This window comes from Curtobacterium sp. MCLR17_051 (genome assembly GCF_003234395.1).
GTDB lineage: Bacteria > Actinomycetota > Actinomycetes > Actinomycetales > Microbacteriaceae > Curtobacterium > Curtobacterium flaccumfaciens.
The window spans coordinates 207883-228929 of sequence record NZ_QKTA01000001.1 but is presented as its reverse complement, the minus strand read 5'-3'; the positions used below and the strand labels follow the sequence as shown (position 1 = coordinate 228929).

Here is a 21047-nt window from a genome sequence, read left to right as displayed (position 1 = left end):
CCTCCCGGCCGTCGTCAGTTGCATTTGCAACCAAAACCGTCCGGACGGTACACTAACGGAGTCCTGACGGGGCGCGTGTCCATCCCGCGTCCCGTCTCGTCTGCCCCACGTACCACCCGCCGTCGACCTGGTCCGGCTCGAAGTCCCAGGAGTCCGCCGTGTCCGCACTGCTCACCAGCCCCGTCGCCACCCGCGTCACCGGGAGCCGCGCCCGACGGTTCCTCGCGCTCGCCGTGCTCATGCTGCCGGTCCTGCTCATCTCGGTCGACAACACCATCCTGAGCTTCGCGCTGCCGTCGATCAGCCGCGCGCTGAACCCGGACGCGACCACGCAGCTCTGGATCGTGGACGCGTACCCGCTGGTGCTCGCCGGCCTGCTCGTCGTGATGGGCAGCATCGGTGACCGCATCGGCCGTCGGCGGATCCTGGTGATCGGTGCGACCGGCTTCGCCCTGTTCTCGGTGGCCGCGGCGTTCGCGACCGACGCGTGGATGCTCGTCGCGGCCCGGATCGCGATGGGCGTGTTCGGCGCGATGCTCATGCCCGCGACGCTGTCGATCATCCGCAACGTGTTCGTGGACGCGGGGGAGCGGCGGATGGCGCTCGCCGTCTGGTCGACGATGTTCGCGGCCGGCAACGCGCTCGGGCCGCTCGTCGGCGGCGCGCTGCTCGCGCACTTCCACTGGGGCAGCGTGTTCCTGGTCGCGGTGCCGATCCTCGTGCTCATGCTCGTCGGCGTGCCGTTCTGCGTGCCGGAGTCCCGCGACCCGATGCCCGGGCCGGTCGACCTGCCGAGCATGTTCCTGTCCCTCGGCGCGCTCGCACCGATCGCCTGGGCCATCAAGTCGGTCGTGCACCCCGAGGAGCGCGGCCTCGCGATCGCCATGCTCGCGGTCGGAGTCGTCTGCGGCATCGCGTTCGTCCGTCGGCAGCTGCGGTCCCGCACGCCGATGCTCGACCTGCGCCTGTTCCGCAGCACGGCCTTCACTGGCAGCGTGCTGATGAACCTGGCGGCGATGTTCTCGCTCACCGGGTTCCTGTTCTTCATCGCCCAGCACCTGCAGCTCGTGGCCGGGCTCGACCCGTTCGCATCCGGCGTCGTCCTCATCCCGGGGTCGGTCCTGACCATCGTCGCCGGGCTCGCGGTCGTGCCGATCGTGGCGCGCGTCGCCCCGCGCTGGGTCGTGTCGGTCGCGCTGCTGTTCTCGGCGGCGGCGTACGCCCTGGTCGCGGTCCTCGGACACCACGCCTCCATCGCCGCCCTGGCGTTCGCGTTCGTGCTGCTCGGCATCGGGATCGGGGCGTCCGAGACGGTGACGAACGACCTCATCATCTCGACGGCACCGGCGGACAAGGCGGGTGCGGCGTCGGCGATGTCCGAGACGGCGTACGAGATCGGCGCCGTGCTCGGCACCGCGGTCCTCGGCACGATCCTGGCGACGACCTACCGGGCGCACGTCGTGGTGCCCGACGGGTTGTCCTCGGCGGCGCACGTCGCGGCGCAGGAGACCCTTGGCGGCGCGGTCGCCGCGGCGGGCCAGCTCGGCGGCAGCGCCGGGCAGGTGCTGCTCGAGTCGGCGCGGGCGGCCTTCGACTCCGGCGTGACGATCACGGCGGGCGTCGCCGCGGTGCTCATGGTGGTGGCGGCCGCGGGTGCGCTCGTCATGCTCAAGCGCCGCTGAGCGGCCGCGCGGGCGCGCGGGCGCGCGCCGCGCTGCGCCGCGAGCGCCGCTGCGCTTCGTGAGCAGGAATGGTCGGGTCGCCGTGCGTGACCCGACCATTCCTGCTCACGAAGTGCCCGCCACGGCGCGCCCGGCCACGCCCGAACCTGTGAATCGTTGACCTCAACCAGGGTTCAGGTCATACGTTGGGTGGCAGCCGCCGAGTGACGGCAGCCCCTCCCGAAGGAACGACCACGATCACCATGCCCGACGAAGCACCGGCCACCATCGCCGACGCGTACAAGTCCGCCTTCCGCGGGCACCCTGCCGGCGTCGCCGTCATCACGGCCGAAGGCCCGGACGGACCGACCGGCCTCACCGCCTCGAGCGTCGCGAGCGTCGCCGTCGACCCGCCCGTGCTGGTCTTCTCGCTCTCGACGAACTCCGGCTCGGCCGGGGTCGTGCTCGGTGCGCCGCTGTTCGTCGTGCACCTGGTCGACTCCCTCGGGGTCGCACTCGCGAAGCGCTTCGCCTCGACCGGCAGCCCGGCCGCCGACGACCCGATCTGGGGAACCCTGCCGTCCGGCGACCGCTACCTGCCGAGTGCGGCGAGTGCGCTCCGCTGCCGACCGCTGTCGACGACGCCCATCGGCAGCTCGACCGTCGTCGTGGCCGAGGTGCTCGACATCATCGTCGGCGCCGACCGCGGCGAGCCGCTGGTCTACCACAACCGGGAATTCCACTCCCTCACCGATCGTTCCCGGCTCTCGTGAGCCGCGGAGCCGCGTCCACAACCCACTGATCGAAAGGACCTCACATGGCTGAGTACACCCTGCCGGAACTGCCGTACGACTACGCCGCGCTCGAGCCGCACATCAGCGGCAAGATCATGCAGCTGCACCACGACAAGCACCACCAGGCCTACGTGACCGGTGCCAACACCGCGCTGCAGCAGCTCGGTGAGGCCCGTGAGTCCGGCAACTTCGGCGCGATCAACAAGCTCGAGAAGGACCTCGCGTTCCACCTCGGTGGCCACGTGAACCACTCGATCTTCTGGACCAACCTCGGCCCGGACACGAAGGTCCCCGAGGGCGAGCTCGCCGCGGCGATCGACGAGTTCTTCGGTTCGTTCGAGAAGTTCCAGGCGCAGTTCGCCGCCGTCGCGAACGGCATCCAGGGCTCCGGCTGGTCCGTGCTGGCCTGGGACACCGTGGGCCAGAAGCTCACCACGTTCCAGCTCTTCGACCAGCAGGGCAACATCCCGTTCGGCCTCGTCCCGATCTTCATGCTCGACATGTGGGAGCACGCCTTCTACCTCGACTACCTGAACGTCAAGGCGGACTACGTCAAGGCCGTCTGGAACATCGTCGACTGGGAGAACGTCGCCGCTCGTTTCGAGAACGCGAAGTCGCAGCGGTTCGTCACGCTCTGATCCGCGTCGGCGGGTCACCACGGTGACCACCTGACGAACGGGAGGCACGGTGCCAGCTGGCACCGTGCCTCCCGTTCGTGGTCCGGGTCACGTTCCGGGCCGTGCGCCGTCGCCGGGTACGCGAGCGGTCCGCGATCGCGTGGGTGCGTGTGCTCAGCGCACGCGGTCTGCGGCGGCCGTGCTGGCTGCCAGGTCGTGGGCGATGCGACGCAGTGCAGCGTCGGCGTCGGTGTGCGCGCCGTCGACGAGCGCGCCCCACTGGGCTCCGCGGGCGGCCAGGACCGTGTGCTGGGCCGCGCGTTCGGCGAGGACGGGGTCGGCGCCGTGTGCTCGGCACCAGGCCCGGATGGCGGCGACCTGGCAGCGGTGCGCGCGGCGCTGCCGGTCACGCCCGTCGAGGGACTCGACCGACCCGAGTTCGAAGGTGAGCCGTGCGGCCAGCGCACGGTGCGGGTCGTCGAGCCCGCCGAAGGTCGCGACCAGGTGGTCGGCGAGGGCGTCCGTGTCGGCGGCGGGTTCGAGCGCGGGCGCTCGGTGCGAGGTCGCGAGGTGCTCGACGACGGAGTCGATCAGGGCGTCGCGGGAGCCGAAGTGGTAGACGACCGGGTAGGCGCTCGTCCCGAGCACGCGGCCGAGGCCCCGGACCGTGACGTCCTCGATCTTGGTCTCGACGAAGTGGTCGACGACCTTCTCGAGGATCGCGGGTTTGCGGGTGGGGTCGGGCTTCCTGGGCATGGCATCTCCGTCGTCGGGGCGGTGGTCGCGCGACCGCCCACATACTAGCAGCCGGTATATCAGTGGCACCATTGGTCGTTGTGTGCGATCTCTCCGCGAAACCTCCGTTTTCACCGATAGAAACGGAGAAAAACTCGGCTCCGGGTAGACTGTTGCGGATGTCCATGCCGTACGAGGGTGCTCTGCCGCCGTCACGGCCCGAGGGGACCCGCGCCGGACGGGTGGTCGCGGGCCGTCGTCGCGGCGCCGGAAAACGCTTCCTGGTCGTCGGCGACGTCCTGGACGGCGTCCTCGTGCACACCACCGCGCACCGGATCGGAGTGCACGACCCCGCTGCGGAGATCCGCCACCGGCCGACCGGTGCCGGTGGCAACACGGCCACCTGGCTCGGCTGGCTCGGGGCCGAGGTCGACGTCGTCGCCCGGGTCGGGGTCGACGACGTGTACCGCCACGAGCGCGCGCTCGAGGACGCCGGGGTCCGCGCCCACCTGCGCTACGACGCGATGACGTCCACCGGGGTCGTCGTCTCGGTCCGCAACGACCACGGTCGCACCGCGATGTCCGACCCCGCCGCGAGTGGGAAGATCAGTGCCGCCGACGTCCCGCCGTCGGTGGTCGCCCGCGCCGACATCGTGCACCTAACCGGCGCGGCCATGCTCGGCGGCGGTGCCGACCGGCTCGCCGACCTCGTGGCGTGCGCCCGGACCGGCCCAGCGCGCGTGGCGGTGGACCCCTCGTCGGTGGCGGTGATCGAGACGATCGGTGCCGACCGGTTCCTCGAAGCCCTGCGGGGCGTCGACGTGCTCTTCCCCGACCAGCACGAGGCGCTCGCCCTCGCCGGGGGTGACGACCTCGACGCCGCGGTTCGTCGGCTCACCGAGCACGTCCCACTGGTCGTCGTCAAGGCCGGGGCCGACGGCGCGCTCATCGGGCGCCGGGGCCGCAGCGTCCACCGGGTGCCCGCGACACCGGCGACCGTCGTCGACACCATCGGGGCCGGGGACGCCTTCGTCGCCGGGTTCGTCCGTGCGTGGGCGACGGATCCGGTCCGCGTCGGTGCGGCAGCCCGCGAGGGCACCCGGGTCGCCGCGCGGGCACTCGGCTTCGTGGGCGGTCGACCGCCGGTCTGAGCTGACGGGTACCCGCGTGGTGCCGTCGGGTCAGCGCGCCGTCAGATCAGCGCTCGGACGGTTCAGCGCTCCGTCAGATCAACGCTCCGACGGTTCAGCGACGACGTTCAGGGTCTGGACGCGCCCCGCGGCGGCGGGCGCGAGCCGGATCTCGACGCGCAGCCGCCCGCAGGTGCCGGGGAGCCACCAGCGCAGGTGCGACGGCGCCGCCGAGTACTCGGACACCGGTGCGGCACCGAGGTCGGCACCGACGTCCGCGACGGCCTGCGCCACCGCACGCCGCCGTCGGTCGTACGGCACGTCCATCGCCACGTTCGGCGTGCAGATCGCGTCCGCCAGATCGTCGCGCCAGTCGGCCAGGAGGCGCGTCACGGCGGCCTGGGCGGCTCGCGTCGCGCGGGTGGTCGCCACCACCCCGGTGCTCGGTCCGGTCACGTCGGCGTCGGCTTCCGGCGCGTCGGATGTGTGGGCCGTCAGCGCCGCGTCGAGCACGAGGTCGTGCGCCTGTTGCGCGGCCGCGGAGACCTTGGCCTGCGTGGCGTTCTCGAACGCGACGACCCCGAGGCCGTCGCGCACGGACCACCGCATGTGCGCGGAGAAGCCCGGGTAGCCGCCGGAGTGCGAGACGAGCTCGCCGAAGCGGTCGTCCTGCTCGACGAACAGCCCGAAGCCGTACGCCGTCGCGCGGGCCGAACCCGGGACGACGGACGACGGGACGACCCGCATCGCCTGCTGCATGAGCCGGCGGTCAGCGGGGGAGACCGGGCCGGGTTCCGGTGCGGCGGAGAACGCCGAACCGAGGTGTGTCGCCCAGCGCGCCAGGTCACGCACGGTCGAGAAGAGCCCGCCGATCGACGAGAAGGCACCGGGGCCGGTCATCGGCAGGGGTTCCCAGTCGCCCTCGTGTCCGCGGACACCGGTGACCACGAAGCCGGTCGACTCGGCGGCGCTGAACACCGTGTCGGTGAGGCCGAGGGGACGGAGCACGATCTCACTGGCGGCAGCGGTGAAGGGCTGCCCCGTCACGGCGGCGACGACCCGGCCGAGCAGCGCGTAGCCGAGGTTCGAGTAGGCGAAGCGGGTGCCGGGCAGCGAGTCGAACAGCAGGCCGCCGCGCAGGACCTCGTCGAGCTCGGCGTCCGAGATCGACTCCTGCCGGTCGGCCCAGGGGTCGTCGGTGGGGAACCCGGCCGACATCGTCAGCAGCATCCGCACCGTGGGGACGGGGGAGTCCGGGGTCGGCAGGGTGACGGCGCCGAAGGCCGACACGAAGTCGGTGATCGGCGCGTCGAGGTCGAGCGCACCCCGGGCGACGAGGGTCAGCAGGGTCGCGGCGGTGACGCTCTTGGTGCAGGAGGCGATGCGGTAGACGGTGTCGGCGTCCGGGCTCCGGCCGTCACCGCGGTCACCGTGCCCGCCGGACGCGACGAGGCCGGAGCGGTCGAACACGCCCCACACGCTGCTCGGCGCGAGGCCCTGCTCGACGCGAGCACGGAACAGCTCGTCGACCTGGTCGACGACCGCAGCGATCGCGGGCTGCGACCCGGTCACGAGCGCCGCATCCGTTCGTAGGCGTCGAGCGCCCGCTGCCGCGACGCCTTCAGGTCGACCATCGGCTCGGGGCGCAGCTCGTCGGCGGGGACCCAGCGGTGGACGTACTCGCGGTGCGGGTCGAAGCGCTCGAGTTGCCGATCGGGGTTGAAGACCCGGAAGTACGGGGCGGCGTCGAAGCCCGAGCCCGCGACCCACTGCCAGTTCGCCGCGTTGTTGGCGGGGTCGGCGTCGACCAGGGTGTCCCAGAACCACTGCTCCCCGACGCGCCAGTCGACGAGCAGGTTCTTCACGAGGAAGCTGCCGGCCGCCAGCCGCACCCGGTTGTGCATGGCGCCGCTGTGCCAGAGCTCGCGCATGCCCGCGTCGACCAGGTCGAAGCCGGTCAGGCCCTGCCGCCAGCGGTCGAGCTCGGCCGCTTCCGGATCACGCCACGGGAACGCGTCGAAGTTCCGTCGGACGTTGACGGTGGCGATGTCGTCGCAGTGGAAGTACTCGTTCCAGTTGAACTCGCGCCACGCCAGCTGCCGGAGGAACGCGGCGGCGTTCTGGCGCTGCGCCGGCTCGAGCCGCTCGTGCAGGCGGTGCCACACCTGGTACGGGCTGATCTCGCCCCACCGCAGGAACGGCGAGAGGCTGCTCGTGGCCTCCATCGCGGGCTCGTCGCGCTGGTCGTAGTCCTCGAGCGCGTGTTCGACGAAGTGCTCGAGCTGCTGCTGCGCGCCGTGCTCGCCCGGGGTCCAGGCGTCACGGAGGCCGCCGGCCCAGTCGGGCTTCGTCGGCAGCAGTGCCCAGTCGGCCAGCGCATCACCCGTGACGTCGGCCGGAGCGGGCAGGTCGTCGGGGTCGGGCAGGGGGTGGCGCGGTTCGGGCAGCGCCTGGACGGCGTTCCAGAACGGGGTGAAGACCTTGTACGGCTCGCCCTGCCCGGTGAGCACGGTCCACGGTTCCCAGAGCAGGTTCGCGGCGAAGCTGTGCGCCTCGACGCCACGGTCGTGCAGGGCCGTCTTGATGCCGGCGTCGATGTCCCGCTCGACGGCGCCGTACCGACGGTTCCAGTACACGGCGTCGGCTCCGGTGTCGGCGACGAGCTGGTCGATCGCCGTCGCCGCGGCACCGCGCCGGAGGACCAGCCGGGAACCCCGCTCGCGCAGGTCGGCATCGAGGGCGGTCAGGGACTGGTGCAGCCACCAGCGGCTCGCGGCACCGATCGGACGGAGCCCGGGGGACTGCTCGTCGAGGACGACCACCACCGTGACGTCGCCGCCGTGGTCGATCGCCGCACGGAGCGCCGGGTTGTCCGACAGCCGCAGGTCGTCACGGAGCCAGACGATCGCGCCGGTCACACCGTCGCCGCATCCGCAGCGGCCACCGGGCGGGTCGTCGATCGCCGGCCCGGTGCCGTGCCGACCGCCAGCCGGAGCTTCGTGCAGAGTTCGGTGAGGGTGCGGAGTTCGGGGTCGGACAGTCCGGCGCCGACCTGCTGCGCGATGCTCGCCGCGTGCTGCACGGCGACCTGGCGGTAGACGTCGAAGCCGTGCGGGGTCAGTGCCACGATCACGCCGCGGGCGTCCGTGGGGTCCGGCTGCTTCTCGACGATGCCGCGGGCGAGCAGCCGGTCGACCAGGCGGCTGACGCTCGGCTGGGTGAGGAGCAGGTGCCCGGTGAGGTCGCGCATCCGGCAGCGGCGGCCGGGCTGGGTCGACAGGTTGAAGCAGACGTCGTACTCGTTGAACGAGATCTCGTCGCCGGGGAAGTCCGCGTTGAGACTCCGCATCACGGCGACCTGGGCGCGGAAGAGCGCTTCCCAGGCGGCGACCGCGGTCGCCTTCTCACTGCGGCGTGTCTCGCTCACGTTCGCGTTCCCTCCGGTCGTACGGTCTGACCACACTACCGACGGGGTCCGACAGGAGCCGGGCGACATGCACGAGGGCCGGCCGCCTGTCGGCGACCGGCCCTCTCCCTTGCACCAAGAGTTTCCTGCAATCACATTCCACAGGCGGTGCCACAGCAAACACCGTCTGCACCACCGACTGTATAACGAAGCGGTAACGGCGCGCCAGCCTCTCCGGGGCCGGTTCGCTGCGAGTTCACCAAGAGCAGCCGATCAGGCTCAGAAGAGGTCGGGCGACGGGGTCGACGCGTACCGCACGGCGACGTCCGCGTGCCGGTCGAAGCGGTAGCCGACGCCGCGCACGGTGCGGACGATCTCCTCGAACGCGCCGAGCTTGGAACGGAGCCGACGCACGTGCACGTCGATGGTGCGCTCGTTCGGGGTCTCGTCCTCGCCGTCCGACCAGAGGCCGTCGATGATCGCGGACCGGTCGACGGTCTGGCCCTCGCGGAGGACCAGGAACTGCAGGAGCTCGAACTCCTTGTAGGTCAGTGGTGCCGCTTCGCCGTCGAGGGTCACGCGCTTCCGCGAGATGTCGATGACGACACCGGTCTCCTCGGGCTCGGGCTTCTCGGCCTGCTTGCGGGCGGCCACCGCGGAGCGGTCCTGCAGGGCGAGCCGGACGACGTCGACGTCCCGGCCACCGGAGTGCTCGGCGGCGACGGCGACGGCCGCGTACGTCTCGGACGACGGGACGAGCTGCGCGGTGAGGGCCTTGAGCTGCTCGACCACCGCGGCCAGGGTCGTGCCGGCGGCGGCGGCCTTCGCTTCGTCGATGCCGACGTACAGGGCGAAGCCGCGGGCCTCGGTGCCCTCGGGGAGTGCGCGGTTCCGCTGCGGTGCGACCACGGGGCTCGTCGGCACGGTGGTCGGTCCGGTCGCCACCGGGGAGGCCGGGCGCGGACGGATCGGCGTCACGGTGCCGAGGTCGGTCGGGGCCGGTGCGGAGCGGAGCGCGGTGCGGGGCTGGGCGATGGTGAGCGACATGGTGGTTCTCCGGGCGGTGTGGCCGGTGCGCGGGTGGCGCGGCGGCCGGTGTCGAATGCGTCATCCCGGGTACGGCGGTGCGCCGATGCCCTGCGGTCCTGCTGCGGACCGGGGCCGACCCGGGGGAACGGGAGACAGACCTCGTGACGTGGTGCGCGTCGCCGACGGTGTCCGTCACCCGGGGATCACGCGCTCGCGACGGGGGTGGTGTCGCGGGGGATCCGGCTGGAACGGGTGCCGATCAGGCACACATTCGACAACGCATGACCGGCATGGTCGGCATCATCACGCCGACGGTCCCCACTGCCCCTGCGGAGGAGCACGCCTCGGAGAGGACGCGGGTGGACACGGTTGCAGTCATGTGACGAGTATCTGCGGTATACCAACGCGGTGTCAACCGTCCGCGCGGACGGTGCGGTGGGCGCGACCGCACGGGCGTCGAGCGCCACGCCCGTTCTGTCCCATTGCGCCCGCGATGGAAAGTGGAATCGGGCGTACCGGGTGGAAAGAACCGACCTGGTACGCCCGCAACGACCTGGTACGCCCGGAACGACCGGGTACGCCCGAATCGACCGGGTACGCCCGGAACGGGCGGGTGCGGTGGGCGCGACCGCGCGGACGACAGGAGGCGCGGTGCCAGCCGGCACCGCGCCTCCAGTCCGAGAAGTGGCGGGTCTGCGCTACTCGGCCAGGCCGTAGAGCCGGTCGCCGGCGTCGCCGAGGCCCGGGACGATGTACCCGTTCTCGTCGAGCTTCTCGTCGAGCGCACCGAGGACGATCGAGACGTTGCGGTCGCCGACGGCCTGCTCGACCATGGCGAGCCCCTCGGGGGCACCGAGGATGCACACGCACGTGATCTCCTGCGCACCACGGGCGAACAGGAAGTCGATCGCGGCGGCGAGGGTGCCACCGGTGGCGAGCATCGGGTCGAGCACGAAGCACTGCCGCCCGGACAGGTCGTCGGGCAGGCGCTCGGCGTAGGTCTGCGGCTCGAGCGTCTCCTCGTTGCGGGCCATGCCGAGGAAGCCGACCTCGGCCGTCGGGACGAGCTTGACCATGCCCTCGAGCATGCCGAGCCCGGCGCGGAGGATCGGGACGACGAGCGGCCGCGGCTTGGCGATCGCGACGCCCATGGTGTGCGCCACCGGCGTGTCGATCGGCGTCGCCGTGACCCGGACGCCCCGCGTGGCCTCGTACGCGAGGAGCGTGACGAGCTCCTCGGTCAGGGCGCGGAACGTGGGGGAGGGTGTCGCACGGTCGCGGAGCACCGAGAGCTTGTGGGTGATGAGCGGGTGGTCGGCGACGTGGACTCGCATAGGGTCGAGCCTAGCGTGCCGTCGACCGTCAGGAGGTCCCGTGGAGGAGCCCGCAGCCCGCCCGTTCGTCCCGGCGATGGAGCGCGCGCTCGACGAGGCTCGACGGTGCCTGGAGACCGACGACGTGCCGGTCGGCGCGGTGGTGCTCGACCGCGACGGCGTCGTGGTCGCCACCGGCCGGAACGAGCGCGAGGCACGACAGGACCCGACGGCCCACGCCGAGGTCCTCGCGCTGCGTGCTGCAGCGGCGGTGACGGGGGACTGGCACCTCGAGGAGCACACGCTCGTGGTGACGCTCGAGCCCTGCCCGATGTGCGCCGGCGCCGTCATGGCCGCACGGGTGCCCCGTGTCGTGTTCGGCGCGTGGGACCCGAAGGCGGGCGCCAGCGGCAGCGTCTACGACATCGCCAGGGACCGCCGGCTGCCGCACCGCTCCGAGGTCATCGGGGGCGTGCTCGAGCAGGCGTGTGCCGAGCTGCTCGACGACTTCTTCAGTCCGCGGCGAGGATGACGATCGCCTCGGTCGGCGGCTGCGGCCCGGTGCGCAGGACGTCCGGTTCGACGTAGATCACCCGGGCGATCGGCACGGCGTTCCGGACACGCTGCTCGACGGTGTCGATGCCGGCGGCGACGTCACCGAGCCGGCGGTCCCCGTCGACGGCGACCTTCACGCCGACCATCAGCTCGTCCGGCCCGAGGTACAGGGTCTTCAGGTGGATGATCGCGTCGACCTCGGGGCCGTCGAGCACCGCCTGCTTGATGCGCTCGACGTCGGCGGCGGTCGCGCCCTCGCCGACGAGCAGGCTCTTCGTCTCGATGCCGAGCACCACCGCGACCGCGATGAGCAGCGCCGCGATGAGCATGGTGCCGATCGCGTCGAACACCCCGTTGCCGGTGATCGCGGTCAGGCCCACGCCGAACAGGGCGAAGACCAGGCCGAGCAGGGCCGCGGTGTCCTCGAGCATCACGACCGGCAGCTCCGGGGCCTTCGCGCGGCGGACGAACTGCACCCAGCTCTGCGAGCCCTTTTGCGGTCGGGCCTCGTGCAGCGCGGTGCGGAGCGAGAAGCCCTCGAGACCGATGGCGATGACGAGCACGACGAGGGGGAGCCACCAGTTCTCGAGCGGGTGCGGGTGGGCGAGCTTCTCGATGCCCTCGTAGAGCGAGAAGACACCGCCGACCGAGAACAGGATGATGGAGACGACGAACGCGTAGACGTAGCGTTCACGCCCGTAGCCGAACGGGTGCTCCTGGTCCGCCGCTCGCCGGGCCTTGCGGCCACCGAGCAGCAGGAGGAGCTGGTTCGCGGAGTCGGCCAGGGAGTGCACGCCCTCGGCCAGCATCGACGCCGATCCGCTGATCGCCGCCGCGATGAACTTCACGATCGCGATGCCGATGTTGGCACCGAGTGCGGCGAAGATCGCCTTCGTGCCTCCGGAAGCGCTCACAGCTGTCCCCTTCTCGTGGTCTGCGACACGATCCTAGGCGGGTGGCGTCGGTAGGGTCGGGAGCATGACGATCGACCTGCCCCGCACCGCCCTGCTCGGCGTCGGCTCCATGTCCGGCGCGGTCCTCGACGGCCTGCTCGCCGCGGGACTCGACCCGGCCACCGTGACCCTCACCACGAAGTCCGAGGCGTCCGCTGCTGCCCACCGGGAGCGCGGTCTCGACGCGACCGCGAGTGACACCGACCCCGACGCCAACCGGTCGGCCGTCCGTGGCGCGGCCCTCGTCGTCGTCGGCGTGAAGCCGTACATGATCGCGGACCTGCTCGACGAGGTCGCCGACGACCTGGAGCCCGGCGCCGTCCTGGTCAGCGTCGCCGTCGGCACCACCACCGCGAGCATGGAGACACGGGTGCCCGCCGGCGTCCGCGTCGTCCGTGCCCTGCCGAACACCCCGATCGGCGTCGGCCACGGCGTCACCGGCATCAGCGCGGGCACCTCGGCCGACGCCGAGGCCGTCGCACTGGCGTCGTCGGTGTTCACCGCCTCGGGCGAGGTCATCGAGGTGCCGGAGTCGCAGCTCGACGCGCTGTCCGCCGTGTCCGGTTCCGGTCCCGCCTACGTCTTCCTGCTGATCGAGCAGTGGCAGCGTGCCGCGGAGGAGCTCGGGTTCACCCACGAACAGGCGGCGACGATGGTGCAGGGCACCGTCCGCGGCGCGGTCGAGCTGCTCGAGCGGTCTGGACGTGAGCCCGCCGACCTGCGCCGCGCGGTGACGAGCCCGAAGGGCACGACGGAGCGGGCCGTCGCGGTGCTGCAGGACGCCGACCTGGCGGACACGCTGCTGCGCGCGTCGCGTGCCGCGATCGCGCGTGCCGAGGAGATCGCCGCGTCGTAGACGCACACCGCGTCGTGGACGCAGCCACAGTGCGGACGGGAGGCCCGGGGCGACGCCGCCACGGGCCTCCCGTCCGTCCGGTGGTCGCTACTCGTACGCGGCGAAGCGCTCCAGGTCGGTCTCGGAACCCGAGACGATGATGACGTCGTCCTCACCGATGACGCTGTCCGGCGTCGCCGGCACGAAGGGGCTGCCGGGCGGCTTGATGCCGAGCACGGTCAGGCCGAAGCGGGTGCGGATCACGGTGGTGGCGAGGTCCTTGCCGCGGACCGCGCGCGGCGGGAACATCTTGACCACGGCGAAGTCGTCGTCGAACTCGATGAAGTCGAGCATCCGGCCGGAGACCAGGTGTGCCGTGCGCTCGCCGGCCTCGCGCTCGGGGTAGACGACGTGGTTCGCGCCGATGCGGGACAGGATCGTGCCGTGCGAGCGGCTGATCGCCTTCGCCCAGATCTGCGGGACGCCGAGGTCGACCAGGTTCGCCGTGATGAGCACGCTCGACTCCAGGTCACTACCCGTGCCGACGACGGCGATGGCGAAGTCCTGCGCGCCGATCTGCCGGAGCGCGTCGATGTCGGTCGCGTCCGCCTGCACCGCGTGGGTGACCCGGTCGGACCACTTCTGCACGAGTCCGGCGTCGGTGTCGACGACGAGCACCTCGCGGTCCTGGCGTTCGAGCTGGCCGGCGGTGGCGGCCCCGAAGCGCCCGAGCCCGATGACCAGGACGGGGGCGTCGTGACTGATGGCACCGTGCTGGTGCGACGAACGGGTGCGGTCAGCCAACGATCGGCCTCTCCTCGGGACGGCGGAACAGTTGCCGGCTCTGGCTGGCGGCCAGGGCAGCGGCGATGGTCACTGTACCGACCCGGCCGAGGAACATGGTGGCGGCGAGCACGTACTTGCCCGGTTCCGGCAGGTCCGCGGACACGCCGGAGGACAGTCCACTGGTCGAGAAGGCCGAGATCACCTCGAACAGCACCCGGTCGAGCGAGTCGTCGGTGATCTGCAGGAGCACCACGGTCGCGACGGCCACGATCGTCGCTCCCCAGAGCACGATGGCCACCGCGACCCGCAGGACGTCGCTCGGGATCCGGCGACCGAAGGCCTCCATGCTCTGGCGACCGCGGGCCTCGGCGACCGCGGCCAGGAACAGCACGGCGAGGGTCGTCACCTTGATGCCGCCGGCCGTCGAGGCGGATCCGCCACCGATGAACATGAGCATGTCCGTGACGAGCAGGCTCGAGCCGTTGAGCTGGTCGAAGTCGACGAGCGAGAAGCCTCCCGAGCGGGTCATCGTCGACAGGAAGAGTGCCTGGAACGCAGTGCGCCCGGCTCCTTCTTCGCCGAAGGTCGTCGGGTTCGACGCCTCGAGGGCGGTGTAGACGACCGCACCGCCGAGGAGCAGGATCGCGCTCGTCGCCAGGGTGAGCTTGACGTGGATCGGCCAGCGCCGCGGGGTGCGCAGCTGCTTCGTCAGGGCACGGATCACCGGGAACCCGATGGACCCCGCCACGACACCGATCATCAGCAGCGTCAGGAACCAGTAGTCGTGGGCGAACGGGTCGAGGCCGTCGGCGTTCGGCGAGAACCCGGTGTTCGTGAAGGCCATCGCCGCGTAGTAGAAGGAGTCGCCGACCGCTGTCCAGAACGGGATGCCGGCGATGAGCACCGACGGCAGGAGCAGCAGGCCGAGGACGATCTCGATCGACAGCGTGCTCACCGCCACCGTCGCGAGCAGGGTGCCGACCTCGCCGAGCCGGACGGCCTGGCCCTCGGGCACGGCGCCGTGGTGGGTGCGGAGCGGGTTCGAGTCGCCGGCCGCCATGAGCTTGGCGCGCAGGCCGAGCTTGCGGGTGACGAACAGCCCGAGGATCGACGCGAAGGTCAGGACCCCGACGGCGCCGATCTGCGTGCCGATGACCACCAGGACCTTGCCGAACACCGACCAGTGCGTCGCCATGTCGACCGTGGACAGCCCGGTGACGCAGACCACCGACGCCGCGGTGAACAGGGCGTCCGCGAAGTGGGTGCTGCTGCGGTCCGCGGTGGCCCACGGCGTCATGAAGAGCACCGTGAACAGGAAGATCAGCGCGATGAACACGACGATCGCCAGTCGGGACGGCGACGAGCGCAGCACCGTCGCGATCCGGCTCGCTCGCCGTCGGCCGACACTCACGTGGTGCGGGATCGGCTCGGTTCGGTCGAGCATGCGTATGCCTCCGAGGACATGGGCCGGGACGGTTCGTCATGGTACATCCGTGGTGCCCCGGCTAGCCTTGCCCCATGGCCGACATCTTCTCCGTCGTGGCGGACCCGACCCGGCGCGAGCTGCTCGGCACGCTGTTGTCCGCCTACGGATCGGACGTCACCGGCGGGGAGCTCAGCGTCGGCCAGCTGGTCGAACGCCTCGGGGTCAGCCAGCCCACGGTGTCGAAGCACCTGCGCGTCCTGCGCGACATCGGGCTCGTCACCAGTCGCGAAGAGGGGCAGCACCGCTACTACCGACTCGACCCGGAGCCGCTCGTGCACCTCGAGGACTGGGTCCTGCCGTTCACGGGCGCGGTCGACGCCGACGGCACCCCGGCCACCACCGCGTGGACGCCGGACGGCCAGCCGGTGTCGATCCGCCGGAACGGCACGGCCGGCAAGGCGACGGTGGAGGTGGGCACCGAGCTCGGTCGTGTGATGGCCGAGGCGTCGTACCGGGCGACCGCGGCGATCTCCGGCGCGCAGCAGGGCTGGGAGCGCGTCGTCGACCGCAGCCGCAAGCGCTTCACCCGCCGGGGCGACGAGGACTGAGCCCTGCCGCTCGGGCTTCCGAGGACGGGGCGGCGCCGGTGCACGCGGCGCGGACTGATCCTGGACACCGGGTCGCACACGCCTCTACAGTTGCCACTGACCACACAGGTCACACCACTCCCGTGCGCAGCGCGCGTGCGAGCCCCGAAGGCGGACCATGACCGGCAGTTTCGACGACGTGCGCTTCCTCACCGTCGCTGAGGTCGCCGAGATGATGCGCGTCTCGAAGATGACCGTGTACCGGATGGTGCACGCCGGTGAGCTCCCCGCCATCCGCTTCGGCCGTTCCTTCCGCGTCCCCCAGTCAGCCGTCGCCGACGTGCTGCGCGGTGGCGTGGCGGACGTCGGCTGAGCGCGCGTTCGACATCACAGCGGGCAGCCGGTAGACTCGGGCAGGTTGATTTTCCGCGGTCTCTTCGGCCCGGTGTCCGTACATCAGCATCAGTCCGAGCGAGGTCCACATGGGTTCTGTCATCAAGAAGCGTCGTAAGCGCATGGCGAAGAAGAAGCACCGCAAGCTCCTTCGCAAGACGCGTCACCAGCGACGCAACAAGAAGTAGACCCTCACAGGTCTGCGCAGGTCGGAGGACCTGCACGAGAAGCCCCGGTTCGCCGGGGCTTTCGCGTTCCCGGACTACGCTGGGACCATGCCCGCAGTGACGTTCCTGACGAAGCCCGGATGCCACCTCTGCGACGACGCCCGACCCGTGGTCGAACGCGTCGTCGCCGACCACCCGGGGGTCACCCTGCAGGAACGCTCGATCCTCGACGACGACGCCCTCCGCCAGGAGTACGCGGAGGACATCCCCGTCGTGCTGATCGACGGGCGCGTCCACAGCAACTGGCACGTCGACGCCGACCGGCTCGCACGTGCGCTCGAGAAGGCCGAGGCCCGCGCATGATCTCCCACGTCGTCTCCTGGTCCCTGCGGACCGACCTCGACCGCACCGCGTCGATCGCCCGCATCCGCGAACTCCTGACCGGTCTGGTCGGCACCGTCGAGTCGATCCGGTCGCTCGAGGTCGTCGAGAACGTCGCCTACCCGGACAAGAACCACGACGTCGCCGTCGTCGCCAGCTTCGACGACCTCGCCGGGCTCGATGCGTACCAGGTGCACCCGGAGCACCAGGCCGCGGCAGCGGAGATCCGCGAACTGGTCACGGCGCGGGCCGCCATCGACTGGCAGAGCTGAGCCGGGCCTCCCGTCCCGCCCCCGGCGCTGCGTGCGCTGCGTGCGCTGCGTGCGCTGCGTGCGTCCAGTGAGCAGAAAAGGTCGCCTCCGATTTCCGGAGGCGACCTTTTCTGCTCACTCGCTGGTGACTACGGGGTCAGGCGCGTCGGGCCACGGAACAGGTACGTGACCTCGCGGATCGACGGCTCACCGAGCATGAGCATCAGCACGCGTGCGAGGCCCATACCGAAGCCGCCGTGCGGCGGGACGCCGTAGCGGAAGAAGTCGAGGTACCAGCCGAGCTCCTCCGGGTCGAGACCCTTCTCGACGGCCTGCGCCTCGAGCACGTCGACGCGGTGCTCACGCTGGGCACCCGTGGAGATCTCGGCACCGTTGAAGATGAGGTCGTAGCTGTTGGTGACCGACGGGTCGCCGGGCTTCCGCATGTGGTAGTACGGCCGGATCGAGGCGTCGTACTCCGTGACGAACACGAACTCGGAGCCGTGGTGCTCCTTCGCCCAGGCGGCGACGCGGCGCTCGCCCTCGGGGTCCAGGTCACCGTCGGCGCGGACGACGTCGTAGCCGCTGTCGGCGACGATCTTGCGCGCGTCGGCCAGGGTCACGCGCGGGAACGGCGTCGCAGGGACCTGCAGCTCGAAGCCGAAGACCTCCGCGATGTCCTTGCCGTACTTCTCCTTGACGGCGGTGATGCCGGCGACCAGGACCTCTTCGTGCATCGCCATGACGTCCTCGTGGGACTCGATCCACGAGAACTCGGCGTCGACGCTGGTGAACTCGGTGGCGTGGCGGCTCGTGAAGGACGGGTCGGCGCGGAAGGCGTCCGCGATCTCGAACACGGCACCGAAGCCGGCCGGCTGCGCCATCTGCTTGAAGTTCTGCGGCGACTGGGCCAGGTAGGCGGTCGTCTCGAAGTACTCCAGCTGGAACAGCTCGGCGCGCGACTCGGATGCCGACGCCATGAGCTTCGGGGTGTGGATCTCGATGTAGTCGCGGTCGACCCAGTACGTGCGGAACGCGTGCTCCAGCGTCGTCTGGATCCGGAAGATCAGGTTCTGCTTGCGGTTGCGCAGGTCGAGGAAGCGCCAGTCGAGGCGCTTGTCGAGCGACGAGTCGTCGGCGATCGGGGTCTCCGGGATCGCGGCACTCACCACCTGCAGCGCACCGATCTTGACCTCGAGCCCGCCGAGCTTCACGCGCTCGTCGTGCTTCAGCGTGCCGGTGACGTGCACGAAGGTGCCGTGCGCCAGGCCGGAGATCTCGTTGGTGGTCGCGAAGGCGGACTGTGCGGCGTCGTCGCCGTCCTCGGCCTCGCGCGTCGCCGGGTTCACGAGCTGGACGGCGCCGGTCTCGTCGCGCAGCACGACGAACTGCACCTTCTTCTGGTCTCGGACGGTCTCGACCCATCCGGCCACGGAGACGGGACCGTCGGGGAGGGCTGCCAGGTCGGCGATGCGGGTGCGTTCGATCACGGTGGTCGAGTCTAACCGCCTGCGTCCGGGGGCGTGGGCGGCAGGGTTCTTCCCTCCACAGGGCCGCCTGCGGCGGTCGCGGTGGTGGTGGCTGCGCTCTGCACGGCGGCGTTCACGCTGCTCGTGGCGGTCGTCGGTGGGCTGTGGGCGGTCATCCGGTGGCGGCGGGACGTCGCGCGTGAACAGCGCGACCGGGCTTGGTCACGATTCGTCTGGGTGGTCGACCACGTCACAGACGCGGACGTGGGTCGTGTCGAGATCGGGAGACTCGTCGCAGGAGCGATGTACAACATGCAGGTTCTTCGCGAGGCCGACGAGGTCATCGGCAAGCTCGTGCTGGAACTGGTGACGGAAGAGGAGCAGACGTGACGCAACGGGACCCGGTGAAGGCCTTGTTCGTGCGGCGGGACGAGGAGTGGAAGGCGAATGTGCGCAAACGGCACTGGTTCCGGCCATGGCGAGCACGTCGGGTGATCGCCGAACACGATCGGCTGCGGGAGATGATGGAGGAGATGGCCGAGGCGAAGCGGGAACGGAGTCGCCTCATCGCGGCTGGCGTGCTCGAGGGCTCAGGGGAGCGACGCGCGGAGTGATCCGAGCGTGCCGATGAACTCCTCGGCCATGCCGGCCCGCTCGATGAGCTTGGCGTGGCGGGCGCGGGCGTCCTCGAGGTACGCGTCGAGGCGGGCTGCCAGCGCTGGTTCGTCATCGGGGTCCTTCATCGCGAGGGCGTCGACCACGCGGAGCAGCTCGGCCATCTCGTCGAGCGTGAACCCGAGCGGCTTCATCCGGCGGATCACGAGCAACCGTTCGAGGTCCTGCGCCGTGTAGACCCGGAAGCCGCCGGTGGTGCGGCCGCTCGGCACGAGCAGCCCGACCTCGTCGTAGTGCCGGATCGTGCGCAGGGACATGCCGGCGCGGTCGGCGAGCTCGCCGATGTGCATCGTGTCGGGGGCGTCGCTGGTGCTCACGGCGTACGACTCTACCCTCACGTGAGGGTAGAGTTCCGATCGATGTCCGTGATCACACACGCGCCGACGGCCCCGAGCGTCCTCGCCGCCCTCCGCTCGCCCCGCATGCTCACCCGAGAGGTCCTGGCCGGCATCGTCACCGCGCTGGCCCTCATCCCCGAGGCGATCTCGTTCTCCGTCGTCGCCGGGGTCGATCCCGCGGTCGGCCTGTTCTCGAGCGTCGTCATCGCGATCGTGATCTCGATCGTCGGTGGTCGCCCCGCGATGATCTCCGCCGCAGCCGGCTCGGTGGCGCTCGTCATCGCCCCGCTCGTCCGAGAGCACGGGATCGAGTACCTGGTGCCCGCGATCGTCCTGGGCGGCGTGTTCCAGCTCGTGCTCGGGTTCCTCGGGGTGGCACGGCTGATGCGCTTCATCCCGCGCAGCGTCAACGTCGCGTTCGTGAACGCCCTGGCCATCCTCATCTTCACCGCCCAGCTGCCGAACCTGCTCGGCGACGACGTGCCGTTCATCGTCTGGCCGCTGACGGCGCTCGGCATCGCGATCATCGTCGGCTTCCCGTTCCTGACGAAGGCGATCCCCGCACCGCTCATCGCGGTCGTCGTCGTCACCGGCATCACGATGGTGTTCAGCGTCGCCGTGCCGACGGTGGGCGACGAGGGCGAACTGCCGACGGCGCTCCCGGGCTTCGGCGGCATCACGACGCCGTTCACGTTCGCGACGCTGCAGATCATCGCCCCGTACGCGTTCGGTGTCGCGATCGTCGGGCTGATCGAGACCCTGCTCACCGCGCAGCTCGTCGACTCCATCACCGAGACGGGTTCGAGCAAGTGGCGCGAGTCGTGGGGCCAGGGCGTCGCGAACATCGCGTCCGCCTTCTTCGGTGGGACCGGCGGTTGCGCGATGATCGGCCAGACGGTGATCAACGTGAAGACCGCGGGTGCCCGGACCCGCGTCTCGACCTTCGCGGCCGGTGTCTCGGTGCTGGTCCTGACGATCGTGCTCCACGACCTCGTGGCCCAGATCCCGATGGCGGCACTGACGGCGGTCATGCTCATGGTCTGCGTCGCGACCTTCGACTGGCACAGCATCCGACCGCGCACGCTGCGCCGGATGCCGTTCGGCGAGACCGCGGTCATGCTGGTCACCGTCGTGGTGGTCGTCGTGACCGAGAACCTCGCGACCGGGGTGCTCGTCGGTGTGGTCGTGGCGGCCCTGGTCTTCGCCCGACGGGTGGCACACGTGGTGACCGTGGTGCGCGAGCCGGTCGACGACCGCACCGTGCGGTACCGGGTCCGCGGGGCGCTGTTCTTCGCCTCGTCGAACGACCTCGTCACACGGTTCTCCTACGCCGAGGACCCGGAGCGCGTGATCATCGACCTGGCCGACGCCCACGTGTTCGACGCGTCCACGGTCGCGGCGCTCGACGGGGTCGAACAGCGGTTCGCGAAGCACGGGTCGACCGTCGAGGTGGTGAACCTCGACACGGGGTCGATCGCGCTGCACGGGCGGCTCTCCGGTGAGCTCGGCGGCTGAGTGCTTCCGCATCCGGTGAATCACCTGAGGG

General features: G+C 71.0%; 25 protein-coding genes. 14 read left to right on the top strand and 11 right to left on the bottom strand.

All coding sequences use genetic code 11. The features are described 5' to 3' along the window. Window positions 1–158 precede the first annotated feature (158 nt). The 3 genes from DEJ06_RS01125 (at window position 159) to DEJ06_RS01115 (ending at window position 3093) form a co-directional block, all read left to right on the top strand. Window positions 159–1682, top strand: a complete 1524-nt coding sequence (locus DEJ06_RS01125) for an MFS transporter (RefSeq protein WP_027466321.1) — start codon at window positions 159–161, stop codon at window positions 1680–1682. A gap of 242 nt (window positions 1683–1924) precedes the next feature. Continuing rightward, window positions 1925–2434, top strand: coding sequence for a flavin reductase family protein (locus DEJ06_RS01120; RefSeq protein ID WP_027466322.1), 510 nt, complete (start codon window positions 1925–1927; stop codon window positions 2432–2434). 44 nt (window positions 2435–2478) lie between these two features. Then, window positions 2479–3093, top strand: coding sequence for a superoxide dismutase (locus DEJ06_RS01115; RefSeq protein ID WP_027466323.1), 615 nt, complete (start codon window positions 2479–2481; stop codon window positions 3091–3093). Window positions 3094–3246: 153 nt separating this feature from the next. Here the strand turns inward: DEJ06_RS01115 and DEJ06_RS01110 are convergent, their stop codons facing one another. Next, the gene (locus DEJ06_RS01110) at window positions 3247–3828 is read right to left on the bottom strand and encodes a TetR/AcrR family transcriptional regulator (protein ID WP_111038126.1); all 582 of its coding nucleotides are present in this window, start codon (window positions 3826–3828) and stop codon (window positions 3247–3249) included. A gap of 158 nt (window positions 3829–3986) precedes the next feature. Between DEJ06_RS01110 and DEJ06_RS01105 the strand changes: the two genes are divergently transcribed. After that, the gene (locus DEJ06_RS01105) at window positions 3987–4958 is read left to right on the top strand and encodes a carbohydrate kinase family protein (protein WP_111038125.1); all 972 of its coding nucleotides are present in this window, start codon (window positions 3987–3989) and stop codon (window positions 4956–4958) included. Between the two features lie 78 nt (window positions 4959–5036). Here DEJ06_RS01105 and DEJ06_RS01100 read toward each other — a convergent pair whose 3' ends face one another. From DEJ06_RS01100 to upp, 5 genes are all read right to left on the bottom strand, one after another. Further along, window positions 5037–6509, bottom strand: a complete 1473-nt coding sequence (locus DEJ06_RS01100; RefSeq protein ID WP_111038124.1) for a serine hydrolase — start codon at window positions 6507–6509, stop codon at window positions 5037–5039. After that, complete coding sequence (locus tag DEJ06_RS01095) at window positions 6506–7855, bottom strand: deoxyribodipyrimidine photo-lyase (RefSeq protein ID WP_111038123.1); 1350 nt, start codon at window positions 7853–7855, stop codon at window positions 6506–6508. The genes DEJ06_RS01100 and DEJ06_RS01095 overlap by 4 nt, the downstream gene beginning before the upstream one ends. Beyond that, window positions 7852–8364: a MarR family winged helix-turn-helix transcriptional regulator gene (locus DEJ06_RS01090; RefSeq protein WP_181433080.1), complete on the bottom strand. Its 513-nt coding sequence runs from the start codon at window positions 8362–8364 to the stop codon at window positions 7852–7854. The genes DEJ06_RS01095 and DEJ06_RS01090 overlap by 4 nt, the downstream gene beginning before the upstream one ends. Window positions 8365–8622: 258 nt before the next feature. Next, a complete protein-coding gene (locus DEJ06_RS01085) occupies window positions 8623–9390 on the bottom strand; it encodes a winged helix-turn-helix domain-containing protein (RefSeq protein ID WP_111038122.1) in 768 nt (255 codons plus the stop codon). Between the two features lie 680 nt (window positions 9391–10070). Further along, a complete protein-coding gene (upp, locus tag DEJ06_RS01080) occupies window positions 10071–10706 on the bottom strand; it encodes a uracil phosphoribosyltransferase (protein ID WP_111038121.1) in 636 nt (211 codons plus the stop codon). Window positions 10707–10782: 76 nt separating this feature from the next. Here upp and DEJ06_RS01075 point away from each other — a divergent pair, with 76 nt between their 5' ends. Then, window positions 10783–11217, top strand: a complete 435-nt coding sequence (locus tag DEJ06_RS01075) for a nucleoside deaminase (protein ID WP_071247896.1) — start codon at window positions 10783–10785, stop codon at window positions 11215–11217. Here the strand turns inward: DEJ06_RS01075 and DEJ06_RS01070 are convergent. Further along, window positions 11198–12154, bottom strand: a complete 957-nt coding sequence (locus tag DEJ06_RS01070; RefSeq protein WP_111038120.1) for a cation diffusion facilitator family transporter — start codon at window positions 12152–12154, stop codon at window positions 11198–11200. The two genes, DEJ06_RS01075 and DEJ06_RS01070, sit on opposite strands and share 20 nt — an antisense overlap. A gap of 64 nt (window positions 12155–12218) precedes the next feature. Here DEJ06_RS01070 and proC point away from each other — a divergent pair, with 64 nt between their 5' ends. After that, window positions 12219–13049 (top strand): pyrroline-5-carboxylate reductase, encoded by an 831-nt coding sequence (proC, locus tag DEJ06_RS01065; protein WP_111038119.1) that lies wholly within the window; start codon window positions 12219–12221, stop codon window positions 13047–13049. An 87-nt stretch (window positions 13050–13136) separates the two neighbouring features. Here proC and DEJ06_RS01060 read toward each other — a convergent pair whose 3' ends face one another. Further along, window positions 13137–13832, bottom strand: a complete 696-nt coding sequence (locus DEJ06_RS01060) for a TrkA family potassium uptake protein (RefSeq protein ID WP_217499818.1) — start codon at window positions 13830–13832, stop codon at window positions 13137–13139. Then, window positions 13825–15258, bottom strand: coding sequence for a TrkH family potassium uptake protein (locus DEJ06_RS01055; protein ID WP_071406293.1), 1434 nt, complete (start codon window positions 15256–15258; stop codon window positions 13825–13827). The genes DEJ06_RS01060 and DEJ06_RS01055 overlap by 8 nt, the downstream gene beginning before the upstream one ends. Before the next feature lie 74 nt (window positions 15259–15332). On the opposite strand from DEJ06_RS01055, the gene DEJ06_RS01050 reads away from it, so the two are divergent. The 5 genes from DEJ06_RS01050 (at window position 15333) to DEJ06_RS01030 (ending at window position 17040) form a co-directional block, all read left to right on the top strand. Further along, window positions 15333–15848 carry a helix-turn-helix transcriptional regulator gene (locus DEJ06_RS01050; RefSeq protein ID WP_051596885.1) on the top strand — a complete coding sequence of 172 codons (516 nt, stop codon included), beginning with the start codon at window positions 15333–15335 and terminating at the stop codon, window positions 15846–15848. A gap of 157 nt (window positions 15849–16005) precedes the next feature. Continuing rightward, the gene (locus DEJ06_RS01045; RefSeq protein WP_111038118.1) at window positions 16006–16200 is read left to right on the top strand and encodes a helix-turn-helix domain-containing protein; all 195 of its coding nucleotides are present in this window, start codon (window positions 16006–16008) and stop codon (window positions 16198–16200) included. Between the two features lie 109 nt (window positions 16201–16309). Further along, window positions 16310–16408, top strand: coding sequence for a 30S ribosomal protein bS22 (locus DEJ06_RS01040; protein ID WP_003792170.1), 99 nt, complete (start codon window positions 16310–16312; stop codon window positions 16406–16408). 87 nt (window positions 16409–16495) lie between these two features. Then, window positions 16496–16750, top strand: coding sequence for a glutaredoxin family protein (locus tag DEJ06_RS01035; protein WP_071247435.1), 255 nt, complete (start codon window positions 16496–16498; stop codon window positions 16748–16750). Then, complete coding sequence (locus DEJ06_RS01030) at window positions 16747–17040, top strand: Dabb family protein (RefSeq protein WP_111038117.1); 294 nt, start codon at window positions 16747–16749, stop codon at window positions 17038–17040. Before DEJ06_RS01035 ends, DEJ06_RS01030 begins: the two co-directional genes overlap by 4 nt. A 128-nt stretch (window positions 17041–17168) precedes the next feature. Here DEJ06_RS01030 and aspS read toward each other — a convergent pair whose 3' ends face one another. Continuing rightward, window positions 17169–18509, bottom strand: coding sequence for an aspartate--tRNA(Asn) ligase (gene aspS, locus DEJ06_RS01025; protein WP_111038116.1), 1341 nt, complete (start codon window positions 18507–18509; stop codon window positions 17169–17171). 33 nt (window positions 18510–18542) lie between these two features. On the opposite strand from aspS, the gene DEJ06_RS01020 reads away from it, so the two are divergent. Both DEJ06_RS01020 and DEJ06_RS17985 read left to right on the top strand, forming a co-directional pair. Next, on the top strand, window positions 18543–18878 hold the full coding sequence (locus DEJ06_RS01020; RefSeq protein WP_146245773.1) for a hypothetical protein: 336 nt from the start codon (window positions 18543–18545) through the stop codon (window positions 18876–18878). Further along, window positions 18875–19102 carry a hypothetical protein gene (locus DEJ06_RS17985; protein WP_128780976.1) on the top strand — a complete coding sequence of 76 codons (228 nt, stop codon included), beginning with the start codon at window positions 18875–18877 and terminating at the stop codon, window positions 19100–19102. Before DEJ06_RS01020 ends, DEJ06_RS17985 begins: the two co-directional genes overlap by 4 nt. Here DEJ06_RS17985 and DEJ06_RS01015 read toward each other — a convergent pair. Beyond that, window positions 19079–19453, bottom strand: a complete 375-nt coding sequence (locus DEJ06_RS01015) for a MerR family transcriptional regulator (RefSeq protein ID WP_111038349.1) — start codon at window positions 19451–19453, stop codon at window positions 19079–19081. The genes DEJ06_RS17985 and DEJ06_RS01015 overlap by 24 nt on opposite strands. A gap of 69 nt (window positions 19454–19522) precedes the next feature. Between DEJ06_RS01015 and DEJ06_RS01010 the strand changes: the two genes are divergently transcribed. Further along, a complete protein-coding gene (locus tag DEJ06_RS01010; protein ID WP_111038114.1) occupies window positions 19523–21016 on the top strand; it encodes a SulP family inorganic anion transporter in 1494 nt (497 codons plus the stop codon). Window positions 21017–21047: the final 31 nt, after the last annotated feature.